Raw genomic sequence first — 21,015 nt, 5'->3', positions numbered from 1 at the left:
ATAACATGCAGAACACTATTACGCTTGGAAAGGATAAAAACATGAACAACATCACTCAACATGAAGTGACATTAGAACTTGCAAAAAAAGAAGACTTCCCTTTTATGAAAAATGAGCTACAGAAAGCTTTTACAGCTGGCGTGATTGACGCATTTGGCGATGCGCATGACGGGCCGATTCCTCCAGATGATGTGATTGACGCATCTTTTCATTCGAATGACCACATTGTTTATCATATTATGCTAAATGGCGAAAAGGCAGGCGGCGTGGTTATTAAAATCAACCAAGAGACCAACCACAATTCAGTTGACCTATTATACATCTCTTCATCCTCACACGGAAAAGGCATTGGTCAGGCAGCATGGAAAGCCATTGAGGCGCAATATCCAGAAACGATTGTCTGGGAGGTTGTGACCCCATATTTTGAAAAACGCAACATTCACTTCTATGTCAATAAATGCGGCTTTCAAATTGTGGAGTTTTATCATATGAAACATCAAGATCCAAACGCACCTCAAGAGGATGAGAGAGAAAGTGAGCACACAGCACCTGAGGAATTTGAATTTTTTAAGTTTGAGAAAGTGATGAAGAAAACCTGCTGTAACAAATGAATGCATGGAAACGATAAAAAAACTCCCTCGTAATAGGAGTTTCAGATTGTTGAAAAAGGGCTAAAATGATCATCATTTTAGCCCTTTTTCTTCTTTTCAGCGTGATAGAAAACCTTTAAAGTCTAGGAAGGACGAGCACCGGAGCGGAGCGAATTTGACATTCGTGAGCACCGAAGCGCAGACCTGACAACGAATGCGATGGTTTGTCTACACGCTGAAACTCCCTCGTATAGGGAGTTTTTATCATGATAGAATACTAGGTCGTTCATCTGTAGACAATATGGCAAATAAATAATGATCTTTCCATTCTCCATTAATTTTCACATTTTGCCTAGATAGACCTTCTTTTTGAAAGCCTGCTTTTTCAAGTACTCGAATAGACCCGCGGTTATGAGGCTGAACACCTGCCTCTATCCTATGCAGGTCAAGCTTTTGAAATGCCTCATCAAGCATGAGCGCAATGGCTTGAGTTGTGTAGCCTTTACCATTTTGATTTTGATCAAGACCGTAGCCAAGCCAAGCACTTTGAATCACATCTCTGACAATACCAGACAGTGTAATCGATCCAATGAGTTGATTGGTCTCACGATGAAAAATACCCTTTGCATATGTCTCATCGTTTTTCCGACCTTTCTGATACATCTGAATTCGCTTCAATTGCTCAGGTATGGTGTAAAAATGTTCTTGTCTCAATGAAGTAAAGGGCTGAAAGAAATCACGATTTTCATATTCAAGTGTTGTCAGCGCTTCAGCATCGTCTTCTATAAAATCTCTCAAATAAATGGATAAGTTGATATTCTCCATGTCATACCCCTTTCTCATCTATCCTTTCATCATACACTAAAAAACACTACCCCATGAAAAAAGGTAGTGTTTTTTGAATCTCATCTAGCTTCTAATCTGACCGTCACCAGACAGAAGTAACTTCGTTGTTGTGAGTGCTGGCAGCCCCATTGGACCTCTGGCGTGCAATTTTTGTGTGGAGATGCCAATTTCAGCTCCATATCCAAGTGCACCACCGTCTGTAAAGCGAGTAGATGCGTTATGATAAACTGCCGCCGCATCGACTTCGTTTAAAAATATGAGTGCCTGCTCTTCATCCTCTGTCACGATGGCTTCTGAATGTTTTGTACCGTATTTCTCAATATGCTGGATCGCTTCCTCGATTGAATCGACTACCTTTATGGCAAGATCAAGACTTAAATACTCATCTGTCCAGTCTACTTCCTCAGCAAGAATGGCATTTGAAAAATGAGACAATGCAGCCTCGTCACCATGTACGGTGACATCGTGCTCAAGCAGGGCATCATTCAATGATGCCGCATTTTCTTTCAGCCAATCGCGATGGATGATCAGCGTTTCAAGTGCATTACATACTGCTGGACGATTCGTTTTTGCATTGATGACGATCTCAATCGCTTTTTTCACATTGGCTGTTTGATCAATAAAGACATGACAGTTTCCTGTTCCTGTTTCAAGGACGGGAATGGTAGATTGTTCAACCACTGTTTTGATTAAAGAAGCTCCGCCTCGCGGAATCAAGACATCAATCCATTCTTTTAGATGGAACATAGCTTGAACCGATGAACGATCTGTTTGTTCTATCAATTGCACCGCATCACGCGGAATTTTTGTTTGATCCAATGCTTGATGAATCACACTCACGATCGCTTTGTTGGAAGAAATAGCGGAGGAACCGCCTTTTAAAATCACTGCGTTACCTGCTTTAAGGGCAAGTCCTGCTGCATCGACAGTGACGTTCGGTCTCGCTTCATAGATCATCCCGATCACACCGAGCGGTACTCTTCGGCTTTTCACATGTAAGCCGTTTTCAAGAGTCCATTCATCCAATATTTCTCCAACAGGATCTGTTAATCTCGTCACAAGCCTCAAGCTTTCGGCAAACTCATGAATTCTTTCTTCATTTAACATTAAACGATCCAAGAGTGCCTCTGAAAAGCCCTTCTCCTTCCCGGCATCTATATCCTTTTGGTTCTCTTGTAAAATGAACGTGCTATTTTGTTCTAACGCTTCTGCTAGTTTAAGCAGTGCCTCGTTTTTATCCTCTGTATGAAGTAAACCTAGTTTTTTTGAAACGTGCTTTGCTTTTTTCGCTTTTTCTTTGACCGATGTGACAACTTCAGCTGTCAGTGTCATGAAATTCCTCCCTTTAGCAAACTGGTATCGATAAATCTAAATGACAAACAAAAGCTTCAAGATCGACGACATGAACCACTTCATCCTGTAACGAATCACGGCTTAGTGCCAGTTCTTCAGATGGATAATTCACAATACCAAGCCCGATTTCTCTTTCATCTTGATCTAAAATACGGACGACATCGCCTTTTTTAAACGAACCTTTTACATTGACAATCCCATCAGAATCAAGGCATTTCTCCCGGTGCATAAGATGTTCCTGTGATTTCTTTTGCACAACGATCTCGCCTTTTGGTCCAGAATGAAAGGCAATCCACTGCTTCTTGTAATTCAGCGGTGCTAAGTTTTCATCAGCGGTAAAATAAGTGCCATCCTCTGTTCCGTTGATTGCTTTGTCTAAAATGTGAGGCGTATCCGCTTTGCCTAAAAAGCCATTGATACCAGCAGCCATTGAAATTTTAAACGCATCGAGCTTTGATTTCATTCCGCCTGTGCCCACACTGCTACCTGCATCTCCAGCTGCTGCTTCGATGTCTTCTGTGATGTCTGTGACTTCAAGGATTCTTTTCGCATTCGGATTTGTATGCGGGTTCTCTTCATACAGGCCATCAATATCAGATAAAATGGCAAGGAAATCCGCATCAATGAGTCCAGCTACTTTTGCAGACAATGTATCGTTATCTCCGAACTTCAAGCGATTAATCGTCACTGTATCATTTTCATTGATAATCGGAATGATGCCTCGATCTAATAACACATTCATTGTGTTCCGCACATTTTGATAGCGCGTTTCATCTGAAAAATCACTTCTTGTGATTAAAAGCTGTGAAGCAATATAACCGTGTGATAAAAATAAAGTAGAATATGATTCCATTAAAAGCCCTTGCCCTATCGAGGCAGATGCCTGTTTTTCCGGCAGTGTTTTGGGTCTATCGATAAATCCTAGTTTTCGGTAACCAGCTGCAACCGCACCAGATGAAACCAAAATGACTTCATGTCCTTCATCTTTGAGTTTCACAATTTGATTGACGAGGTTTTCTAGTTTTTTTAAACTAATCTCCCCTTGAAAGCTAGTAAGAGAGCTGCTTCCGATTTTCACAACAATTCGTTTTCTCTCTTTATCTGCGTACACCTTATCACTCCTGTATTTGAGCTCTATTTATATAGATACTTTTTGTTTTTGCTGTTTGCTGATTTCTTTTGATCGATTGGCAGCATGTTTGACGGCCTGCTTGATGGCTTCTCCTCCGCCAAAATCATCTAATGCATTCAGTCCTGCCGCAGTTGTTCCATTTGGTGACGTAATTTTCTCTCTTAATGCAGAAGGGTCTTCCTCTGTTTCTTGCAGCATTTTCGCAGCACCGAGAAGTGTCTGCGCGCCAATTTGGCGAGACAATTCCTTAGATAAACCTGCTTCTTCCCCTGCTTCTTCGATTCTTTCCATTAAGAAATAAAAATAGGCTGGTCCGCTTCCGGCAATTCCAGTAAAAATATCCATTTGTTCTTCCTGAATGGTATACACTTCACCCATTTCAGATAAAAGAGCCTGACTCATGCTGATATGGTCGTCTTTCACATAACGCCCAGCACATAAAGCGGTCGCTGAAGCCCCGATCGTACTTGACGTATTCGGCATGACCCTCATCACGGGCTGCCCTTCATGCAGCATATCTTCAATATAGGATTGCTTCACGCCTGCAAGGACAGACAAGATCAGCTGGTCTCTCTGAATATGAGGTTTTAACGATTCAAGTGCTGTTTCAGCATCCTTTGGCTTCATGGCTAGGATCAACATATCCATTTCTTCAAAAGGAAAAGAATCCATTGTGGCTGTTTGTATTCCGTAACGTGTCGTTAGTTCATTCAATCGAAGTTGATTTTGTCTGTTTGTTGCGTATATTTGGCCCGGCGGCATTTGTCCTGATCGCACAATCCCTGCAATCATTCCTTCCGCCATAGAACCTGCTCCAATGAAAGCAACTTTCTTTTGATCAATGATATTGATCCTCTCCCTTGTTCGCTTTTTGTTCGTGTTTTTCGCACGTTAGTTATCGTAACATGATGAGAAATCGTGTCAAGAAAGAGCCAGCGCTTTTCAAAAGTCCCGAATAGGCATTCAACCGCTTGCTGTATGTATACTGACTGCGCTTTTGTAAAACAACAATTTAGATCTAAAGAACTATTCGTATTTGCATCATAGTACCCTTTCGTTCGACTGAATTCCCCATTTTATTTTTGGTTTCGGTGACTTCAATTCTATTTTATAGAAAGCGCTATCATTTTTAATGGATTTCTATTTTCCTATACGACGAATGTGCTTGAATCTTCCGATTAGACTATTGACATATTTTAGAAAACATGTCCGTTGAAATGATATTTTACGGGTGATACCGTGAAAGAGAAACCAAGTGAAAAAGGAGCGTTCATAATGAAAGTGAAAGAAAACTATATCAATGTCATTCCAATGAAAGAAATCCGTTCGACCGATGACCTTCTTTTCCCATTCCCTATTTACAATGAGCTACGTGCGCAGAGTGATATTAGATATGATGAAACAAGAAAGTGCTGGGATCTCTTTCGATATGCGGATATCCAGTCTGTTCTGAAGCAGCCAAAAGTGTTCTCATCACAGCGAGGAAGAAGCACAACGAAAACGAGTATTTTAACGATGGACCCGCCAAAACATACAAAAATGAGAGCACTCGTGAATAAAGCATTCACACCAAAAGCGATCAAACAATTAGAAGATAACATTAGAGACCTGACACATGACCTGCTGCAACAAGTCAAGGATCAGCGTACGTTTGATATCGTCCAAGATCTAGCAGCTCCCCTGCCTGTCATGATCATTGCTGAGCTTCTCGGCGCAGAGGTAAAGGATAGAGCGTTCATTAAGAAACATTCTGATGCCCTAGTAGCAGGTGCAAAGGATGAATCAAAAGAAGCCATTCAAGCAGTAGTCGATATGCAGAAACGCGCAGAGGAAGAGCTGTCCGCTTATTTTACTCACTTGATCCAAAAACGAAAAGAATCACCTACTGATGATCTGATCTCACTTCTCATTCAAGCAGAAATCGACGGTGAGCGTTTAACCGAGGATGAACTGCTTGGTTTTTGTATTCTATTACTTGTTGCCGGTAATGAGACAACGACCAATTTGATTACAAATGCAGTAAGACTGCTAACAGAGCAGCCGCATATCGCCGAAGCCGTACGGCAAGACCCTCCTCTTATTCCTCAATTGACCGAGGAAACGTTACGCTATTACCCACCTGTTCAAGCCATTGGGCGAATCGCGGCCGAGGATGTTGAGATTGCAGGCTCAAAAATTAAAAAAGGAGACTATCTCATTAGCTGGGTCGCTTCAGCAAATCGCGATGAACAGAAATTTGACGATCCAGATACGTTCCGTCTTGACCGGAAATCAAACCCGCATATGAGCTTTGGCTTCGGTATTCATTTTTGTCTCGGCGCACCGCTTGCCCGTCTTGAGAGCAACATTGCACTTGAAGTTTTACTCCAGACGTTTCAAGACATCACCTGCGTTGCAGATCAGCTAAAACCTATCCAAAGCACATTTGTTTTTGGAGTAAAAGAATTTCCTGTACAAGTCACCCGTTTTTAAAAGTCCCTCTTAAGGGGCTTTTTTTCAATTCATCATCTCTTTCTTACCTTCCATCTCTGAACATGCTAAAATAAAGTCCATACAAAGAGATAACGGATTTCAGAAAAGGAGCCAAAAATTCATGACCGATTATACAGCAATGAAAGACGGAATATTCAAATCAGTTTGTTCGTTAGATTGCCCAGATCAGTGCGGTCTTTTGATACATAAAGAAAATGGAAAGATCGTAAAAGTGCAGGGAGATCCAGACCACCCCGTCACCCAAGGCAACATATGTAACAAAGTGCGGAATGTCACAGCTCGTTTATATGATGAAAAACGATTGACGACTCCTTTGAAGCGTGTCGGCCGAAAAGGCGATGGGCAATTTGCGCCGATTACGTGGGAAGAAGCCATTGAAACCATTCGGCAAAAATGGACAAAGCTCATTGACGAAAAAGGTCCAGAAAGTATTCTGCCATACAGCTTCTATGGGAATATGGGCAATCTGAATGCTGAAGGCATGGACCGCCGCTTTTTCTATCGTCTTGGTTCAAGTCAGTTAGACCGAACCATCTGTCAGTCAGCAGGAACGACCGGCTATAAATATACAATGGGTGCAAGCATCGGAACTGACCCAGAAGACACCATTCATACGAAACTATTCATCTTTTGGGGAATCAATGCTGTGTCGACCAATATGCACCAAATCACCCTCGCGCAAAAAGCCCGAAAGCAAGGAGCAAAGATTGTTGTGATTGATGTTCACAAAAACCAAACTGGCCGGATGGCAGATTGGTTCATTCCGCTTCGACCTGGTACTGACAGTGCCCTTGCACTTGGCATCATGCATGTCCTTTTTAAAGAAGGACTGACAGATGAAGCCTTTTTAGAAACGTATACAACCGGTCATCAGGAGCTGCGTGAGCATGTGAAACAGTATGATCCAGACACAGTTGAGGAGATCACTGGGGTTTCAAAAGAGGACATCGTGACACTTGCAAGAATGTATGCAGAGACATCACCATCTCTTATTCGTATTGGCAATGGGTTGCAGCACCATGATAATGGCGGGATGAGCATTCGAACTATTTCCTGCCTCCCTGCTCTGACTGGTCAGTGGCTCCATAAGGGCGGCGGTGCGATGAAATCAAACTCTTCTTTTCTGAGCTATAATGAAACAGCTCTTCAGCGGCCAGATCTATTAAAGGACCACACGCCTAGGTCATTTAATATGAATCAGCTTGGCAGTGTGCTGACGAATGCAGCGCCTTCCATAGATGCACTCTTTGTCTACTCGTCAAACCCAGCCGTTGTCACGCCTGAAGCAAATAAAGTAAGAGAAGGTTTGCTGAGAGAGGACTTATTTACAGTCGTTCATGATCTATTTCTGACAGAGACAGCTAAGTATGCAGACATTGTCCTGCCTGCCACATCCGCCTTTGAAAATGAGGATTTCTATACATCATACTGGCACCACTATATTCAAATTCAAGAGCCAGTGATTGAACGCTATGGAGAAAGCAAATCCAATACAGAAGTATTTCGCTTGTTAGCTCATGCGATGGGCTTTGAAGATGAAGCCTTCCGCGAGACAGATGCGGAACTTATGGAACAAGCCCTTCATCATCCAGAAAATCCGCATTATGAGGACATTTCATACGAGGCATTAAAAGAAAAGAAATGGATCAAAGCAAAAAGAGGACCTTTCCAGGACTTAAAGCTCTCTACTCCGAGCGGTAAAATTGAGCTTTATTCTGAACAAATGAAAAAAGACGGGTATCCAGCGCTTCCAACCTATGTGCCCCTCTATCAGGAAAGCGAATATCCACTTACCTTTATACCGGGTCCGAATCATAATTTCCTTAACTCGACCTTCTCTCTTCATGAAAAGCATCAAAAACTCGAGAAGTTTCCTAAGCTTCATATGAATGAAGAGGATGCAAAGGCAAGAGAGATTGAAGATGGTGATATGGTGCGTGTGCTGAATGACCGGGGTGAATGCGAGCTTGTCGTGTCAGTTGGTCAAAATGTCTTATCAGGTGTTGTGGTGAGCCAAGGATTATGGGCAGATCAAAAAGGCAAAAAACAGCTAGTCAATGGACTAACACCTGATCGGCTAGCAGATATGGGCGGCGGTGCGACGTTCTTTTCTGGCAGAGTTGAAGTTGAAAAGTTATCATAGACAGAAGAAAAGCCAGCAAAAACTGCTGGCTTCAAATTGTTGACAAAGTGCTAAAATGATCTTGATTTTAGCACTTTGTCTTCTTTGCAGCGTGATAGAAAACCTTTGCAGTATAGGAAGGACGAGTACTGGCGCGGAGCGAATTTGACATTCGTGAGCACCAGCACGCAGGACTGACAACGAATGCGAGGGTTTGTCTACACGCTGGAGCCAGCAAAAAACTGCTGGCTTTTTTGTATTCTATTATCGTCCAATCATCAGCTGGTTGGTAAACACATTCGCACTTCCGTTGCTTCGGTAGCCTTCTACAGTCAATGCTGTTTCATACATTTTCCCCATCGGCATACCTAGGCTTTCCCATTTTCTGAAATGCTGACTGACCGATACAGTTCCGCTCGTACGTTTTGTTTGACGTACACTCCAATATTGCTTAAAGGTAGCGTCTCCAATAATAGAAGGTTGGTTGACACGTAGCGTTTCATAAATGTCATATGTGCCACCATCGGCATAAAATGATCCTTTATACGTTCCTGTTGGGCGATATGTGCCCCATGACTCAACAATGTAGTATTCAGCTAATGGAGATTGTGTCCAGCCGTAGACACATAAGTAGGAATTCCCGCCTGGGTTAAAGGCTGCGTTGTAATTGATGGAGATGTTACCAAGTTGATGATGAGTTTTAGTGGAATCAAACTTCTTCCCTTTTCGAAACAGAGCATTTCCGATATTGTTCCATTGCGCGCTAAATGCGCCGCCATTGTTAAGTGTCATAGAGGTATTTCCGTAATCCTTCCATAACTCAAAATCGTATCCGCCGTGTGTGCCGATTCTATTATCATAAATCGTTTCCGCATGAGCTGGCACAGCCGTCAGTGTCAGCACAAATCCAATACACAATACAAACAACAGCCTCAATCTTTTCAAATTCATTTTCCATCCCTCTCCTTTTTCCAATTAAATTGTTCTGACTTCTCTAAGATGAAGCGAACCCATCACCTCCTTTCATATCACCCTTTTCTGCTAGATGGATCGGTATTGCGCTAATCCGGCATGGATATCTCTTGTTTGTGTATAAATCTGTTGATACAGATGAAATAGATCAGCATATAGATTTGCATGTTTCTGCTCTGGTTCATAGACACCAGCTTGATGAATAAACTGATCTGCACATGCCTCAAGCGATGGATACCAGCCGCAGCCAACGGCGGCAAGCATCGCTGCACCTAAAGCAGGCCCTTGTTCATTGTCTAACTGGATGACCTCAGCCTGAAAAATGTCTGCTTGCATTTGAAGCCATGTCCGGCTTCTCGCGCCGCCTCCAATGGAGACAATAGAATCTATGTGTTTCCCTGCTTGCCGAAATAAGGCGATCGATTCATTTAACGAAAAGGTAATCCCTTCTAGCACAGCCCTGACGACATGTGCCCTTTCATGCCTGCTGTCTAACCCAATCAAACTTCCACGAATGATAGAATCCGCATGAGGTGTTCTTTCTCCTACTAAATAGGGTGTGAAGAGCAATCCATTCGCTCCAGGCGCAACATCAACCGCACCTTCTAGTAGTGATTGGAACGATTCCTCTGGGGATAGTAAATGCTTTACCCAGTTCAGGCTATATCCTGCTGAAAGCGTCACACCCATTGTATATAAAGCATCTTTTTTTGCATGATGAAACAAATGCAAGTTTCCTTGCAGCGCTCTTTCATGATCCTCTTCGTAAGAAAGAATGACGCCAGATGTGCCAATGCTGCATAACGTGCGGCCAGAAGATAAAATGCCAGCTCCAATTGCTCCGCAAGCATTGTCTGCCCCGCCAGCAAAGACTTTGGCCCCCTCTTCAATCCCAGCTTCACGTGCAATGTGCGGCAATAGGGTTCCGACCTCATCCTCTGACGAGACAAGCGGCGGGCAAATATGAAAAGGAATATCAAATACCTGACAAATCTCTTCACTCCATGCTCGATCCCCAATATTTAACAGCAAGGTGCCAGCCGCATCAGAATAATCGATATGGACAGAACCTGTTAAACGAAATCTGACATAATCTTTCGGAAGTAAAAACATGTTGATTTGTTGATCAATTTCTGGTTCATGTTCCTTTACCCATAATAATTTTGGTAGTGTGAATCCTTCTAGCGCTTGATTTTTCGTTATTTGGTGGAGCCGTTCCCCCAGCTTGTTTGTGATGTGTATACATTGCGCTGTCGTTCGTGTATCATTCCATAAAATCGCAGGGCGGAGCACCTCGCGGGATTCATTTAAAAGAACCAGCCCATGCATCTGTCCAGAAAAGCTGATGCCCCCTACTTTTTTTGAAAGGACAGGCTGCCTTGCCATCAGTTCTTTCATCGCAGCCACTGTTTGCTCAACCCATTCCTCTGGGTTCTGCTCACAATATCCAGGTTTATCTTGAATGAGGCGGTAAGGCTTAGTGGCCTCGCCGCATACCTTTCCGTCCTCATCGACTAATATGGCTTTGACTCCGCTCGTTCCAAGGTCAATTCCCATCACATACTTCATGTCTTCACTCCTTCAAAACAGGTCCGCTTCTTCTATCAATCTTCTAACAAGTATTGATTTAACCGGGCTTTCAACTGTTCCTCTCTTCCCGATTCGTTTCTGATTAAAGGATGTTTCAATGCATACTCTTCTAATATATGAAAGTTTGCCTTTCCTTCTGAAATATCACGGCCAATCCCTTCAGAAAAACTGCGATACCGGTGCTTAATGACATCTTCAAACACACGATCTTCTATGAGTCTATGAGCGACCCTCAATCCTTTTGCGAATGCATCCATCCCCGCAATATGGGCATACAAAATATCTTCAAGCTCAAAAGAAGCTCTTCTAACTTTTGCATCAAAGTTGAGACCACCAGTACCTAGTCCGCCATTTTGCAGAATTTCATACATGGCAAGCGTTGTGGCATATAAATCGGTTGGAAATTCATCAGTGTCCCATCCAAGTAGCGTATTCCCTTGGTTCGCATCCACAGAACCGAGCAATCCATGTATTCTCGCGACACGTAATTCATGCTCAAACGTATGGCCAGCAAGCGTCGCATGATTCGCCTCAATGTTCAATTTAAAATGTGTATCTAATCCGTATTGCTTTAAAAAGGCGATAGATGTCGCTGCATCTGCATCGTATTGATGAGTAGTCGGCTCCTTCGGCTTAGGCTCAATTAAAAATTGGCCAGTGTATCCAATTTCCTTTGCATAATCAACAGCCATATGCAAGAATGACGCCATGTGGTCTAGCTCTCTTTTCATATCAGTATTCAGCAGAGTATCGTATCCCTCTCGTCCTCCCCAGAAAACGTAATTTTCTGCGCGAAGTTCTTTAGCTGTTTCGATGCCTTTTTTCACCTGTGCGGCTGCATAGGCAAAGACATCTGCATGACAAGATGTCGCTGCGCCGTGAACAAATCTAGGATGCTTGAACATGTTGGCCGTGTTCCACAGTAGCTTGACTCCGCTATCCCGCATGTATTCTTTCATTCTTTCTAAAATGATGTCTAAATGTTGATTCGTCTCTTGAAGCGTATCTCCCTCCGGTGCAATGTCACGGTCATGGAAGGAAAAATACGGGACATCTAATAGATCAAACAGTTGAAAGGCAACTTCCAATCTAGCTTTTGCTAAATCCATCCCGCTGTAGGAGTCCCATGCTCTCTGCATCGTGCCAGTTCCAAACATGTCTGTTCCATCAGCAGTCAATGTATGCCAATAAGCGACTGAGAAGCGCAGGTGATCTTTCATTGTTTTTCCGCCAATTACTTCACTTGGATTATAGGATTTAAAAGCGAGTGGATTTTTTGATTGTTTTCCTTCAAATTGTATTTTTCCGATTCCTTCTAAGCTGTGTAACGTTTTCATATTTGAGTTAGCCATCTTTTATTCCTCCTATGATTACACTTTGTAAGTTGATTCAACAAACTAATATTCAATTGATGATCCATTCACTTTGAATTTTCCATATTTTTTAGTTTTTTAGAAATATTTTCGTTATAATAAAGTTAAAATCATCCTTCTTACAGATAACAGACGAAGAAAATCAGTTTTTTCTTCACTTAATCTAAAGACGAAACAAATGGAGTGGATAACATGGATATCGCTGATCAGAACTTTGTGAAAAAAATAAATCAAAAGCTATTATTAAAAGAAATTCTCCAGCATGCGCCAATTTCTAGAGCCAAATTATCTGAACGCACTGGGTTAAATAAATCGACTGTTTCCTCTCAAGTAAGTACATTAATGAAAGAGCAACTCGTCTATGAGATCGGTCAAGGTGAGTCTAGCGGCGGGAGAAGACCGGTTTTACTCATGTTTAATAAACGTGCTGGCTGCTCCATCGGGATTGATGTCGGCGTTGATTATGTCAACGGCATTTTAACCGACCTTGAAGGGTCCATCCTTCACGAAGAGCAGATCAACCTCCCATCAAGTGCTCCTGATGTGACCATACGCATATTAACTGAATTAATACAGCAGTTGATGTCCCAAATCCCCTCTTCCCCATACGGACTCATAGGTATTGGTCTATGTATACCGGGACTAGTGGATGCCGATCAGCAAATCGTGTTTACGCCGCATTCTAAATGGAAAAATGTTGACCTGAAAAAGGCGCTCCAAGACGCATTCCAAGTACCAGTCTTCATTGAAAATGAAGCAAATGCCGGTGCATATGGTGAAAAAATCTTTGGGGCCGCTAAACATTATGATCATTTGATTTATGCAAGCATCGGCACTGGTATTGGGATTGGGATTATTATTAATCATCATTTATACAGAGGTGCATACGGCTTTTCTGGTGAAATGGGACATATGACCATCGACTTTAATGGACCAACATGCAGCTGCGGAAATCGTGGTTGCTGGGAGTTGTATGCATCTGAGAAAGCTTTGTTTCAGTCTCTTCAAACAAATGAAAAGCCCATCTCCCACCAAGATGTGGAACAGCTGGCAACGTTAAATGATATGAAAACGCTCAATGCGTTGCGCAACTTTGGTTTTTACCTTGGGGTCGGTCTCACAAACGTCCTGCATACCTTTAACCCCCAAGCAATTATTTTACGAAACAAAGTGATTGAATCGCAGCCAACAGTTTTACGTGTGATTCAAGAGGAAGTATCCTCAAGGATAGATACTCAATTCAGCTCACATGTCGAGCTGCTACCTTCATCATTAGGACATAACGCACCGGTATTAGGGATGACATCTCTCGTCATTGAAGCCTTTCTGCAAGATGCCACCCTCTCACCATGACAGATTCTTAGATAAAAAAGACAGCTCTTACCGTGTTGTCTTTTTTTATTTATTCTGTTTCCTCATAACGGAAATAGTTAAAATCAGCAGGCAGACGCTCGCCACTTGTATCTTGGCACTGCATGCCGACAAATGCCCCTGTAAAAAATCCTCCTCCTCGAATAAAGTCATCAGATAGATGGCTAGATTCAAATATCACATCAATGTCCTTCCAGTCTTTTTGATCAAAAGAATAAGAATAGGTATATGTTTCTTTCTGAACGATCACTTTTAAATACACATAGGTGACTTCCTCTGGAATGACGATTTTTTGTGTCAATGGCTGAGAAAAGGAAAGGTTTTGACAGGCAGATAATTCAAGAATGCGGCCAAATTCCTCGTCATATGTCACCTGAAGCGCCGTCCAATTTTCCGTATTATAATAATTCACAAGACCAGCAGCTTGCTGAAAATTCTCTGGAAAGAACGATACTGCTGTCTCAGCTTCAAAATAAAAGCTTTGCCAGCGCCTTGCAACAAAGGCTTGGGTAAACTTAGATGTGAGAGATTCCTGACCGTATAACCTTAAATGCTGAGGTTTTTCCGTTAATGAACCGATCTGTTCAGTGAAAGGAATTCTTAATGTTTGGAAGTGTCTATTTAACGTTGATTCTTTAAATTCATCGACTGTATGATAGGTTGGAGCAAAAACCTTTTCGTTGATCGCTGGTGCTTCAACCTCCAGTGCTCCTTCTTTTCCGCCCACAACATACGGCCAGCCATCCTTCCATTCAAGCTTTTGAATTGCTGTTTCTCTTCCTAAAGGACACCACCCTCTCTGTTGAAAAATAGATTCCTTGCTTGATTGAATAGGGCGACCAGTCAAATGGGCGAGATACCATTCATTTGTGTGCGTTTGAACAATGGAAGCATGCCCGCATTTTTGAAGCGGATGTTCAGGTGTGTGAAAAGCACTTAAAATTGGGTTATCAGGATGAACCTCATAAGGCCCTTCAATCTGCGGGGAACGGGCAATTGTTGCCGCATGCTCGTAGCGGGTGCCTCCTTCTGCTGTTAATAAATAATAGTAATCGCCAATGTGATAAAGATGCGGTGCTTCTGTCAATTTAATCGGTGTGCCTTTAAAAATAACCTTCCGCTCACCAATGAGTTTCTTTTCTGTCACGCTATATTCCTGCAGGGCAATACCCGCAAAGGAATGGTGTTTTTCCCTATGGTCCCACAGCATATTTAAGACGTATTTCTTGCCGCTTTGGTCATGAAATAAAGAGGGATCAAAGCCAGAGCTATTAAGCTTCACCGGCTCACTCCAATCACCGTCAACTTCATTTGCTGTCACCAAATAATTATGACCATCTTTAAATGGACCATCCACTACTTTAATATCTGAATAAATGAGCCAAAAATGACCATCTGCATAGCTCAGGCACGGTGCCCATACTCCGCCAGAATCAGGATTCCCTTTCATGTCCAGCTGCGACGTTTTTTGCAAAGGACGCGCAGCAAGCCGCCAATGGACGAGATCCTTCGAATGATAAATTTGCACCCCTGGAAACCATTCAAATGTAGAGACCGCCATGTAATAATCTTCTCCTACACGGCAAATACTTGGATCCGGATTAAATCCTCTCAGCACTGGATTGGTAATTTTCATTCAACTTCCTCCTCTTTCACGACCTACATTTTAAAATCATCCATATGATCGATATATACTTGATCCCTATTCTCAAGCTCCCTCACGACTTCTTGGTGCTTTTCTTCATCTAGGTTATAAAAATTAATATCAATCATCGCTAAAATCAACAAGCATACAGGAATCACTGTTACCGTGAGTAAAATGCCAAGCAATGCTTCTGGCGTCTGTATTTGATTTGCAACATAGCCAAATCGATCGAGTACAAGCCCCGGAACAATTCCGCCTAATGCCATTCCAAATTTAAAGAAAAACCCAATGACTGCGTAGATCAGTCCGCCCATCCTTTTTCCAGTTTTATATTCGCCATATTCAACGGTCTCAGGAATGAGTGCCCACATGTAAGCACCGGCTGTAATACTCCCCGCAGCAGCAACGAGCCTGAAAATCAGGATTAATGTGATTTGACTCGGTGGTATCACAAGTAAAGCAAGAAGACCCACAATATTCAGCGATAAAGAATAATTCAGCAGTTTCTTCTTACCTAAAAACTTGTGCAGCTTTGGAATAAACGGCAGCACCATTAAAGCTGGTAGACTGCCAATGAGTCCGTACCATTTCACTAAATCTTCTCTGCCAAGGTTATACGTCACATAATAGATCCCAACAGAGTTGCTGATCGAGTTCACACCAAAAATAATAATAAAGAAAATACTTAATACAACTAGCGGGCGATTCACTCGTAACTGAACAAAGATATCACTGAATTTAATCTTTTCCTCTGGCTTTTGAAGCGTGACACGTTCATTTGTGCTTTTAAAACAGAAAATGAGTAATGCGCCGCCAAGAACGCCGAGAAAAGCCATCGTCATCTGCCAGCCGAGTGCTGTATTTCCTGTCGTATCACTTAAAAAGGTCGCAAGAAACGGAACAAAAAAAGCCACAACCAGACCGCCTAAATTGGCAAACACCATACGAACGGACGTAATACTGACAACCTCTTGGTTATTTCTTGTCATTGCGGAAGTTAAAGCACCATAAGGAACGTTGATGAATGTGTATGTAAGCGATAGACCAACATACGTGATGTAGGCATAAATGAGTTTACCCATTTCGGAAAAGTCAGGTGTTGTAAAGCAAAGAATGGCAAGTACGACAAAAGGAAAGGCGCCGAATAACAAATAAGGTCTGAATCTACCAAAACGGCTGTTCGTCCGGTCCACCAATGCACCAATAAATGGATCTGCAAGCGCATCTATAGCGCGAACAACCAAAAACATCGTCCCTGCTGCTGCTGCTGATAAACCGTACACATCTGTATAGAAAAATAATAGATACGTAGAGACAGTTGCGTAAATCAAATTACATGCGAAATCCCCTGAAGCATATCCCACTTTTTCAGACATACGAATCTTCTTTAAATTCTCACTAACCATGAGCTTTCTCCCTTCTTCACTTAGCCTCTTCTAACGAACAGATGATGGAGGGCAGCAGCAATCAATACAGGAAATATAAAGCGCTTTCAATTTGTGATAAAAATGTAGCTGAACATTTCAATTTTTCAGCTTAGCCCAAATGCGCAGCAAAACAGTCGAATGACAGAATCATCTCCTTCAATAGAGGGATCAATACTTGAAACTCATCTTAGTTTATTGACCAAACAAACTAAGATGAATTCATTTTATAAAATCTGATCTGACTTTTCAATATTTTTTGAAAAAATAATCCAAATAATTGCTATGTTGTCATTTATTTTTGTGAACTAACGTGGAAATCTGAAAGAATTGATTTAAGGGTTGCATTCAAGCTCATCCCATGCTATATTAATCAAGCGATGAGCTGAATTGTGTAAGTCGGGTAACATGTCTCTTTGAGACACACACGAATGTGGCGTGTGGTTATTCCGCCTCAATACGCAAAAGACATCTTCTTAGGAAGATGTCTTTTTTCTTACCCTATTTCAGATTGTTGACAAAGGGCTAAAATGATCTTGATTTTAGCCCTTTGTCTCCTTTTCAGCGTGATAGAAAACCTTTGCAGTATAGGAAGGACGAGTACTGGCGCGGAGCGAATTTGACATTCGTGAGCACCAGCACGCAGGACTGACAACGAATGCGAGGGTTTGTCTACACGCTGAGACATCTTCTTAGGAAGATGTCTCAGACCGTAGACAAACCCTACCTTTACTTCAAGTAAAAGTGGGGTTTTCACATTTTTTTTGAAAAACATCATGTGTTTTACGCTGGACATGGTACTTTCCATGTCCAGTTTGCTAGTTTTTTAAGGAAGCCACTACTTCTAATTGATTTCTTCTTTCTTCTTCACGTTTCGATAACATGTTTATCCCCCACAGATTATTGTTATTACCCTTATTATACAAAAAAGCTTGTAGACTTTGTCTACAAGCTGAAAGAAGACCCAATAACCTATGGGTCTTCTTTTTTATTCTTCAATCAGACCTAGATGAGTCACTGCGTGGAATATACCGTCTTCATCTACTGGCTTTGTCACAAAATCAGCCAAATCCTTTAATTCATTCACAGCATTTCCCATAGCGACACCTGTACCAGCAAATGAAATCATCTCTCGATCGTTCAGACCGTCTCCAAAGGCAACGGTATCCTTTTGTTCGTAAGGTAGTCTTTCGATAACTTGTTTAATGCCTTCAGCTTTCGAACCGCCCTTTGGCACGACATCTGTTGACAGCTCGTGCCACCTGACAAGATCAATTTCTTCGCTGAACGCCTCGTACTTGACTTCCTCTTCTGCCTTACAGAATAACAGTATTTGAAAAATCTCGTTTTCTTTAAAGTAAGACAAATCATGTTCAGGATGCTTTATTTTTAGAGTCCCAATCCCCTCATGGATAAACGGATGATTTGGCACAGAAGCCTTCAGCGCTTTTTCCCCCATGAAAACAAGCGGGTGATCTTGACGATCTGCCGTTTCATAAATTTTCTCCATCAGCTCCAGTTTAAGCGGATTGCCGTAAATGACTTCTCCCTCATACATGACATACTGACCGTTATAAGCAATAAAGGAGTCAAGCCCTAATTCCTCTAAAATAGGCTTAATTAAAAAAGGCGAACGCCCAGATGCAATGAAGAGATGATGGCCTTTTTCTTTTAATAAATGAACCGCTCGTTTCGTTGATTCAGGTATCTTTTTATCATGATCATATAAAGTACCATCGATATCAAAGAAGATGACTTTTTTATTCATATCCCGTCTCCTGTCTCTTGTTATGTATACCTACTCCCTTTCATCATACAGAAAGATTTCTGCTTTCGAAACCACTTCCGATGAAAACGCCCATTTCCCACATATAACCATGTAACATTCAATGGAAACGTCATATAATACAAGTATAAAGAGAGAACGGAATACAAGGTACAATCTAATTTCAATTCGAAAGGAGGCGACCTGTGATGCTTCGTCGTCTGCGTAAGAAAATTAGAAGACAATGGAAGGACATGCTTCGTAAAAAATCGATCGCTTAAAAGGATCTTCCGCACATTTGCTGAGGGTCCTTTTTTCTCAGAGACTTTTCTTATGCGCGTTTTTTTAATATAATAGAAATAGCGAGTGTAACATACGGTATTTAAGGAGAGATTTGGATGATATATAAGGTATTTTTTCAGGCAAGTACTACTGAGGTACCTGTAAGAGAACACACAGATTCACTATACGTTGAAGCAGTTTCTGAAAGAGACGTACGCGATAAGTTGAAAAAACATAGCTACAACATTGAATTCATTCAACCTGTAGACGGTGCTTTTTTAGACTATGAACGAGAAAGTGAAAATTTTAAAGTATTGGAGCTATGAGAGGAATGAAATTTGTAAAAAACGATCAGGCGGCAGTTTTTGCGCTCGGCGGATTAGGCGAGATCGGTAAAAACACGTATGGCGTTCAATTTCAAGATGAAATCATTTTAATTGATGCTGGTATTAAGTTCCCTGAAGATGAGCTTCTTGGAATTGACTACGTCATCCCTGACTATACGTACTTAGTTAAAAACGAAGATAAAATCAAAGGTCTTTTCATCACTCACGGACATGAAGACCACATCGGCGGTATCCCTTACCTTCTCAAGCAAGTGAATATTCCAGTTTACGGCGGCAAACTCGCAATCGGCCTACTTCGTAATAAATTGGAAGAACATGGTCTCTTGAGACAGACAAAACTTCACATTTTTGAAGAAGAAGATACCATTAAATTTAGAAAAACAGCTGTGTCTTTCTTTAGAACAACTCACAGTATTCCAGATTCTTATGGAATTGTCGTGAAGACACCTCCTGGTAACATCGTACATACAGGTGATTTCAAGTTTGACTTTACGCCTGTTGGCGAGCCTGCCAACTTAACAAAAATGGCTGAAATCGGGAAAGAAGGCGTTCTATGTCTTTTATCCGATAGTACAAACAGTGAAATTCCAGAATTTACGATGTCTGAAAGACGCGTAGGAGAAAGCATTGATGACATCTTTAGAAAAGTTGACGGACGTATCATCTTTGCGACGTTTGCTTCGAACATTCACAGACTTCAGCAAGTGATCGAGTCCGCTGTTGCTAACGGCCGAAAAGTTGCGGTGTTTGGACGTAGTATGGAGTCTGCTATTGATATTGGACAAGATCTTGGCTACATTAAATGTCCGAAAAACACGTTTATTGAACACAATGAAATCAACCGCCTTCCAGCAAACAAAGTGACGATCCTATGTACTGGAAGCCAAGGTGAGCCGATGGCTGCTCTTTCTCGTATTGCAAACGGCACTCATCGCCAGATTTCGATTAATCCTGGAGACACAGTTGTTTTCTCATCTTCACCGATTCCTGGTAACAATATTAGCGTAAGCCGCACCATTAACCAGCTTTACCGTGCTGGCGCTGAGGTCATTCATGGCTCACTTAATAATATTCATACATCTGGTCACGGCGGACAAGAAGAACAAAAGCTGATGCTCCGTTTAATTAAACCAAAATTCTTTATGCCGATTCACGGTGAATACCGCATGCAAAAAACGCATATTAAACTGGCGAATGATTGCGGAATTCCTGAGGAAAACTGCTTTATCATGGATAATGGTGAAGTTCTTGCACTTAAAGGCGACGAAGCAAGTGTCGCTGGCAAAATTCCATCAGGGAACGTGTATATCGACGGAAGCGGAATTGGTGATATCGGGAATATCGTCTTAAGAGACCGCCGCATTCTTTCAGAAGAAGGTCTAGTCATTGTAGTCGTCAGCATGGATATGAAAGAATTCAAAATCTCTGCTGGTCCTGATCTCATCTCAAGAGGCTTTGTCTACATGAGAGAATCTGGCGACCTCATCAACGACGCACAAGATCTCATTTCAAAGCATCTTGAAAAAGTAATGGAACGTAAGACAACTCAGTGGTCGGAAATTAAGAACGAAATTACGGACACTCTTGCTCCTTTCCTTTACGAAAAAACAAGACGCCGCCCAATGATCTTACCGATTATTATGGAAGTGTAATCATAAAAGAGACACAAGCCGATTGGCTGTGTCTCTTTTTTTCATCAAGTATTAAAAA

At 41.8% G+C, this 21,015-nt stretch carries 16 protein-coding genes; 6 read left to right on the top strand and 10 right to left on the bottom strand.

Going from position 1 to position 21,015, the window contains the following annotated elements:
• The first annotated feature begins 41 nt into the window (after positions 1–41).
• Positions 42–611 (top strand): GNAT family N-acetyltransferase, encoded by a 570-nt coding sequence (locus tag GPS65_RS17745; protein ID WP_119125699.1) that lies wholly within the window; start codon positions 42–44, stop codon positions 609–611.
• A gap of 243 nt (positions 612–854) precedes the next feature.
• Here the strand turns inward: GPS65_RS17745 and GPS65_RS17740 are convergent, their stop codons facing one another.
• The 4 genes from GPS65_RS17740 to proC all read right to left on the bottom strand — a co-directional run bounded on the left by GPS65_RS17740 (position 855) and on the right by proC (position 4,725).
• Entirely contained in the window at positions 855–1,415 is a 561-nt protein-coding gene (locus GPS65_RS17740; protein WP_012010217.1) for a GNAT family N-acetyltransferase, read from the bottom strand.
• An 84-nt stretch (positions 1,416–1,499) separates the two neighbouring features.
• On the bottom strand, positions 1,500–2,768 hold the full coding sequence (locus GPS65_RS17735) for a glutamate-5-semialdehyde dehydrogenase (RefSeq protein WP_012010218.1): 1,269 nt from the start codon (positions 2,766–2,768) through the stop codon (positions 1,500–1,502).
• 13 nt (positions 2,769–2,781) lie between these two features.
• A complete protein-coding gene (gene proB, locus GPS65_RS17730) occupies positions 2,782–3,900 on the bottom strand; it encodes a glutamate 5-kinase (RefSeq protein ID WP_119124982.1) in 1,119 nt (372 codons plus the stop codon).
• A 27-nt stretch (positions 3,901–3,927) separates the two neighbouring features.
• Positions 3,928–4,725 (bottom strand): pyrroline-5-carboxylate reductase, encoded by a 798-nt coding sequence (proC, locus tag GPS65_RS17725; protein WP_012010220.1) that lies wholly within the window; start codon positions 4,723–4,725, stop codon positions 3,928–3,930.
• Positions 4,726–5,196: 471 nt separating this feature from the next.
• On the opposite strand from proC, the gene GPS65_RS17720 reads away from it, so the two are divergent.
• The gene (locus GPS65_RS17720) at positions 5,197–6,393 is read left to right on the top strand and encodes a cytochrome P450 (RefSeq protein ID WP_119124983.1); all 1,197 of its coding nucleotides are present in this window, start codon (positions 5,197–5,199) and stop codon (positions 6,391–6,393) included.
• A gap of 121 nt (positions 6,394–6,514) precedes the next feature.
• Positions 6,515–8,557: a molybdopterin oxidoreductase family protein gene (locus GPS65_RS17715; protein WP_144468448.1), complete on the top strand. Its 2,043-nt coding sequence runs from the start codon at positions 6,515–6,517 to the stop codon at positions 8,555–8,557.
• Positions 8,558–8,800: 243 nt separating this feature from the next.
• On the opposite strand, the gene GPS65_RS17710 is transcribed toward GPS65_RS17715, so the two are convergent.
• The 3 genes from GPS65_RS17710 to xylA all read right to left on the bottom strand — a co-directional run bounded on the left by GPS65_RS17710 (position 8,801) and on the right by xylA (position 12,450).
• Entirely contained in the window at positions 8,801–9,487 is a 687-nt protein-coding gene (locus tag GPS65_RS17710; RefSeq protein ID WP_012010223.1) for a glycoside hydrolase family 11 protein, read from the bottom strand.
• A 90-nt stretch (positions 9,488–9,577) separates the two neighbouring features.
• Entirely contained in the window at positions 9,578–11,077 is a 1,500-nt protein-coding gene (gene xylB, locus GPS65_RS17705; protein ID WP_012010224.1) for a xylulokinase, read from the bottom strand.
• Between the two features lie 35 nt (positions 11,078–11,112).
• Positions 11,113–12,450 (bottom strand): xylose isomerase, encoded by a 1,338-nt coding sequence (gene xylA / locus GPS65_RS17700; protein WP_012010225.1) that lies wholly within the window; start codon positions 12,448–12,450, stop codon positions 11,113–11,115.
• 213 nt (positions 12,451–12,663) lie between these two features.
• Between xylA and xylR the strand changes: the two genes are divergently transcribed.
• Positions 12,664–13,824 (top strand): transcriptional repressor XylR, encoded by a 1,161-nt coding sequence (xylR, locus tag GPS65_RS17695; protein ID WP_012010226.1) that lies wholly within the window; start codon positions 12,664–12,666, stop codon positions 13,822–13,824.
• 49 nt (positions 13,825–13,873) lie between these two features.
• Here the strand turns inward: xylR and GPS65_RS17690 are convergent, their stop codons facing one another.
• The 3 genes from GPS65_RS17690 to GPS65_RS17680 form a co-directional block, all read right to left on the bottom strand.
• Positions 13,874–15,478 carry a glycoside hydrolase family 43 protein gene (locus GPS65_RS17690; protein WP_012010227.1) on the bottom strand — a complete coding sequence of 535 codons (1,605 nt, stop codon included), beginning with the start codon at positions 15,476–15,478 and terminating at the stop codon, positions 13,874–13,876.
• A gap of 23 nt (positions 15,479–15,501) precedes the next feature.
• The gene (locus GPS65_RS17685) at positions 15,502–16,893 is read right to left on the bottom strand and encodes an MFS transporter (protein WP_012010228.1); all 1,392 of its coding nucleotides are present in this window, start codon (positions 16,891–16,893) and stop codon (positions 15,502–15,504) included.
• A gap of 1,006 nt (positions 16,894–17,899) precedes the next feature.
• Positions 17,900–18,679: a Cof-type HAD-IIB family hydrolase gene (locus GPS65_RS17680; protein ID WP_119124795.1), complete on the bottom strand. Its 780-nt coding sequence runs from the start codon at positions 18,677–18,679 to the stop codon at positions 17,900–17,902.
• Positions 18,680–19,074: 395 nt separating this feature from the next.
• On the opposite strand from GPS65_RS17680, the gene GPS65_RS17675 reads away from it, so the two are divergent.
• Complete coding sequence (locus tag GPS65_RS17675) at positions 19,075–19,284, top strand: DNA-dependent RNA polymerase subunit epsilon (protein ID WP_003211882.1); 210 nt, start codon at positions 19,075–19,077, stop codon at positions 19,282–19,284.
• 5 nt (positions 19,285–19,289) lie between these two features.
• Positions 19,290–20,957 (top strand): ribonuclease J1, encoded by a 1,668-nt coding sequence (gene rnjA, locus GPS65_RS17670; protein ID WP_012009818.1) that lies wholly within the window; start codon positions 19,290–19,292, stop codon positions 20,955–20,957.
• The last annotated feature ends 58 nt before the right edge of the window (positions 20,958–21,015 follow it).

The sequence above is a fragment of the Bacillus pumilus genome (assembly GCF_009937765.1).
Taxonomy (GTDB): domain Bacteria; phylum Bacillota; class Bacilli; order Bacillales; family Bacillaceae; genus Bacillus; species Bacillus pumilus_O.
Note: the sequence above shows the minus strand (reverse complement) of the source record. Positions and strands in the feature narration are given on the sequence as shown.

What these genes read in the sequence shown, in the direction of transcription:
- xylB (WP_012010224.1), bottom strand. Translation starts at nt 11,077, where the DNA reads ATGAAGTATGTGATGGGAATTGACCTTGGAACGAGCGGAGTCAAAGCC.
- GPS65_RS17735 (WP_012010218.1), bottom strand. Translation starts at nt 2,768, where the DNA reads ATGACACTGACAGCTGAAGTTGTCACATCGGTCAAAGAAAAAGCGAAA.
- proC (WP_012010220.1), bottom strand. Translation starts at nt 4,725, where the DNA reads ATGGCGGAAGGAATGATTGCAGGGATTGTGCGATCAGGACAAATGCCG.
- GPS65_RS17745 (WP_119125699.1), top strand. Translation starts at nt 42, where the DNA reads ATGAACAACATCACTCAACATGAAGTGACATTAGAACTTGCAAAAAAA.
- GPS65_RS17690 (WP_012010227.1), bottom strand. Translation starts at nt 15,478, where the DNA reads ATGAAAATTACCAATCCAGTGCTGAGAGGATTTAATCCGGATCCAAGT.
- xylR (WP_012010226.1), top strand. Translation starts at nt 12,664, where the DNA reads ATGGATATCGCTGATCAGAACTTTGTGAAAAAAATAAATCAAAAGCTA.
- GPS65_RS17720 (WP_119124983.1), top strand. Translation starts at nt 5,197, where the DNA reads ATGAAAGTGAAAGAAAACTATATCAATGTCATTCCAATGAAAGAAATC.
- GPS65_RS17710 (WP_012010223.1), bottom strand. Translation starts at nt 9,487, where the DNA reads ATGAATTTGAAAAGATTGAGGCTGTTGTTTGTATTGTGTATTGGATTT.
- GPS65_RS17675 (WP_003211882.1), top strand. Translation starts at nt 19,075, where the DNA reads ATGATATATAAGGTATTTTTTCAGGCAAGTACTACTGAGGTACCTGTA.
- xylA (WP_012010225.1), bottom strand. Translation starts at nt 12,450, where the DNA reads ATGGCTAACTCAAATATGAAAACGTTACACAGCTTAGAAGGAATCGGA.
- rnjA (WP_012009818.1), top strand. Translation starts at nt 19,290, where the DNA reads ATGAAATTTGTAAAAAACGATCAGGCGGCAGTTTTTGCGCTCGGCGGA.
- GPS65_RS17740 (WP_012010217.1), bottom strand. Translation starts at nt 1,415, where the DNA reads ATGGAGAATATCAACTTATCCATTTATTTGAGAGATTTTATAGAAGAC.
- GPS65_RS17715 (WP_144468448.1), top strand. Translation starts at nt 6,515, where the DNA reads ATGACCGATTATACAGCAATGAAAGACGGAATATTCAAATCAGTTTGT.
- GPS65_RS17680 (WP_119124795.1), bottom strand. Translation starts at nt 18,679, where the DNA reads ATGAATAAAAAAGTCATCTTCTTTGATATCGATGGTACTTTATATGAT.
- GPS65_RS17685 (WP_012010228.1), bottom strand. Translation starts at nt 16,893, where the DNA reads ATGGTTAGTGAGAATTTAAAGAAGATTCGTATGTCTGAAAAAGTGGGA.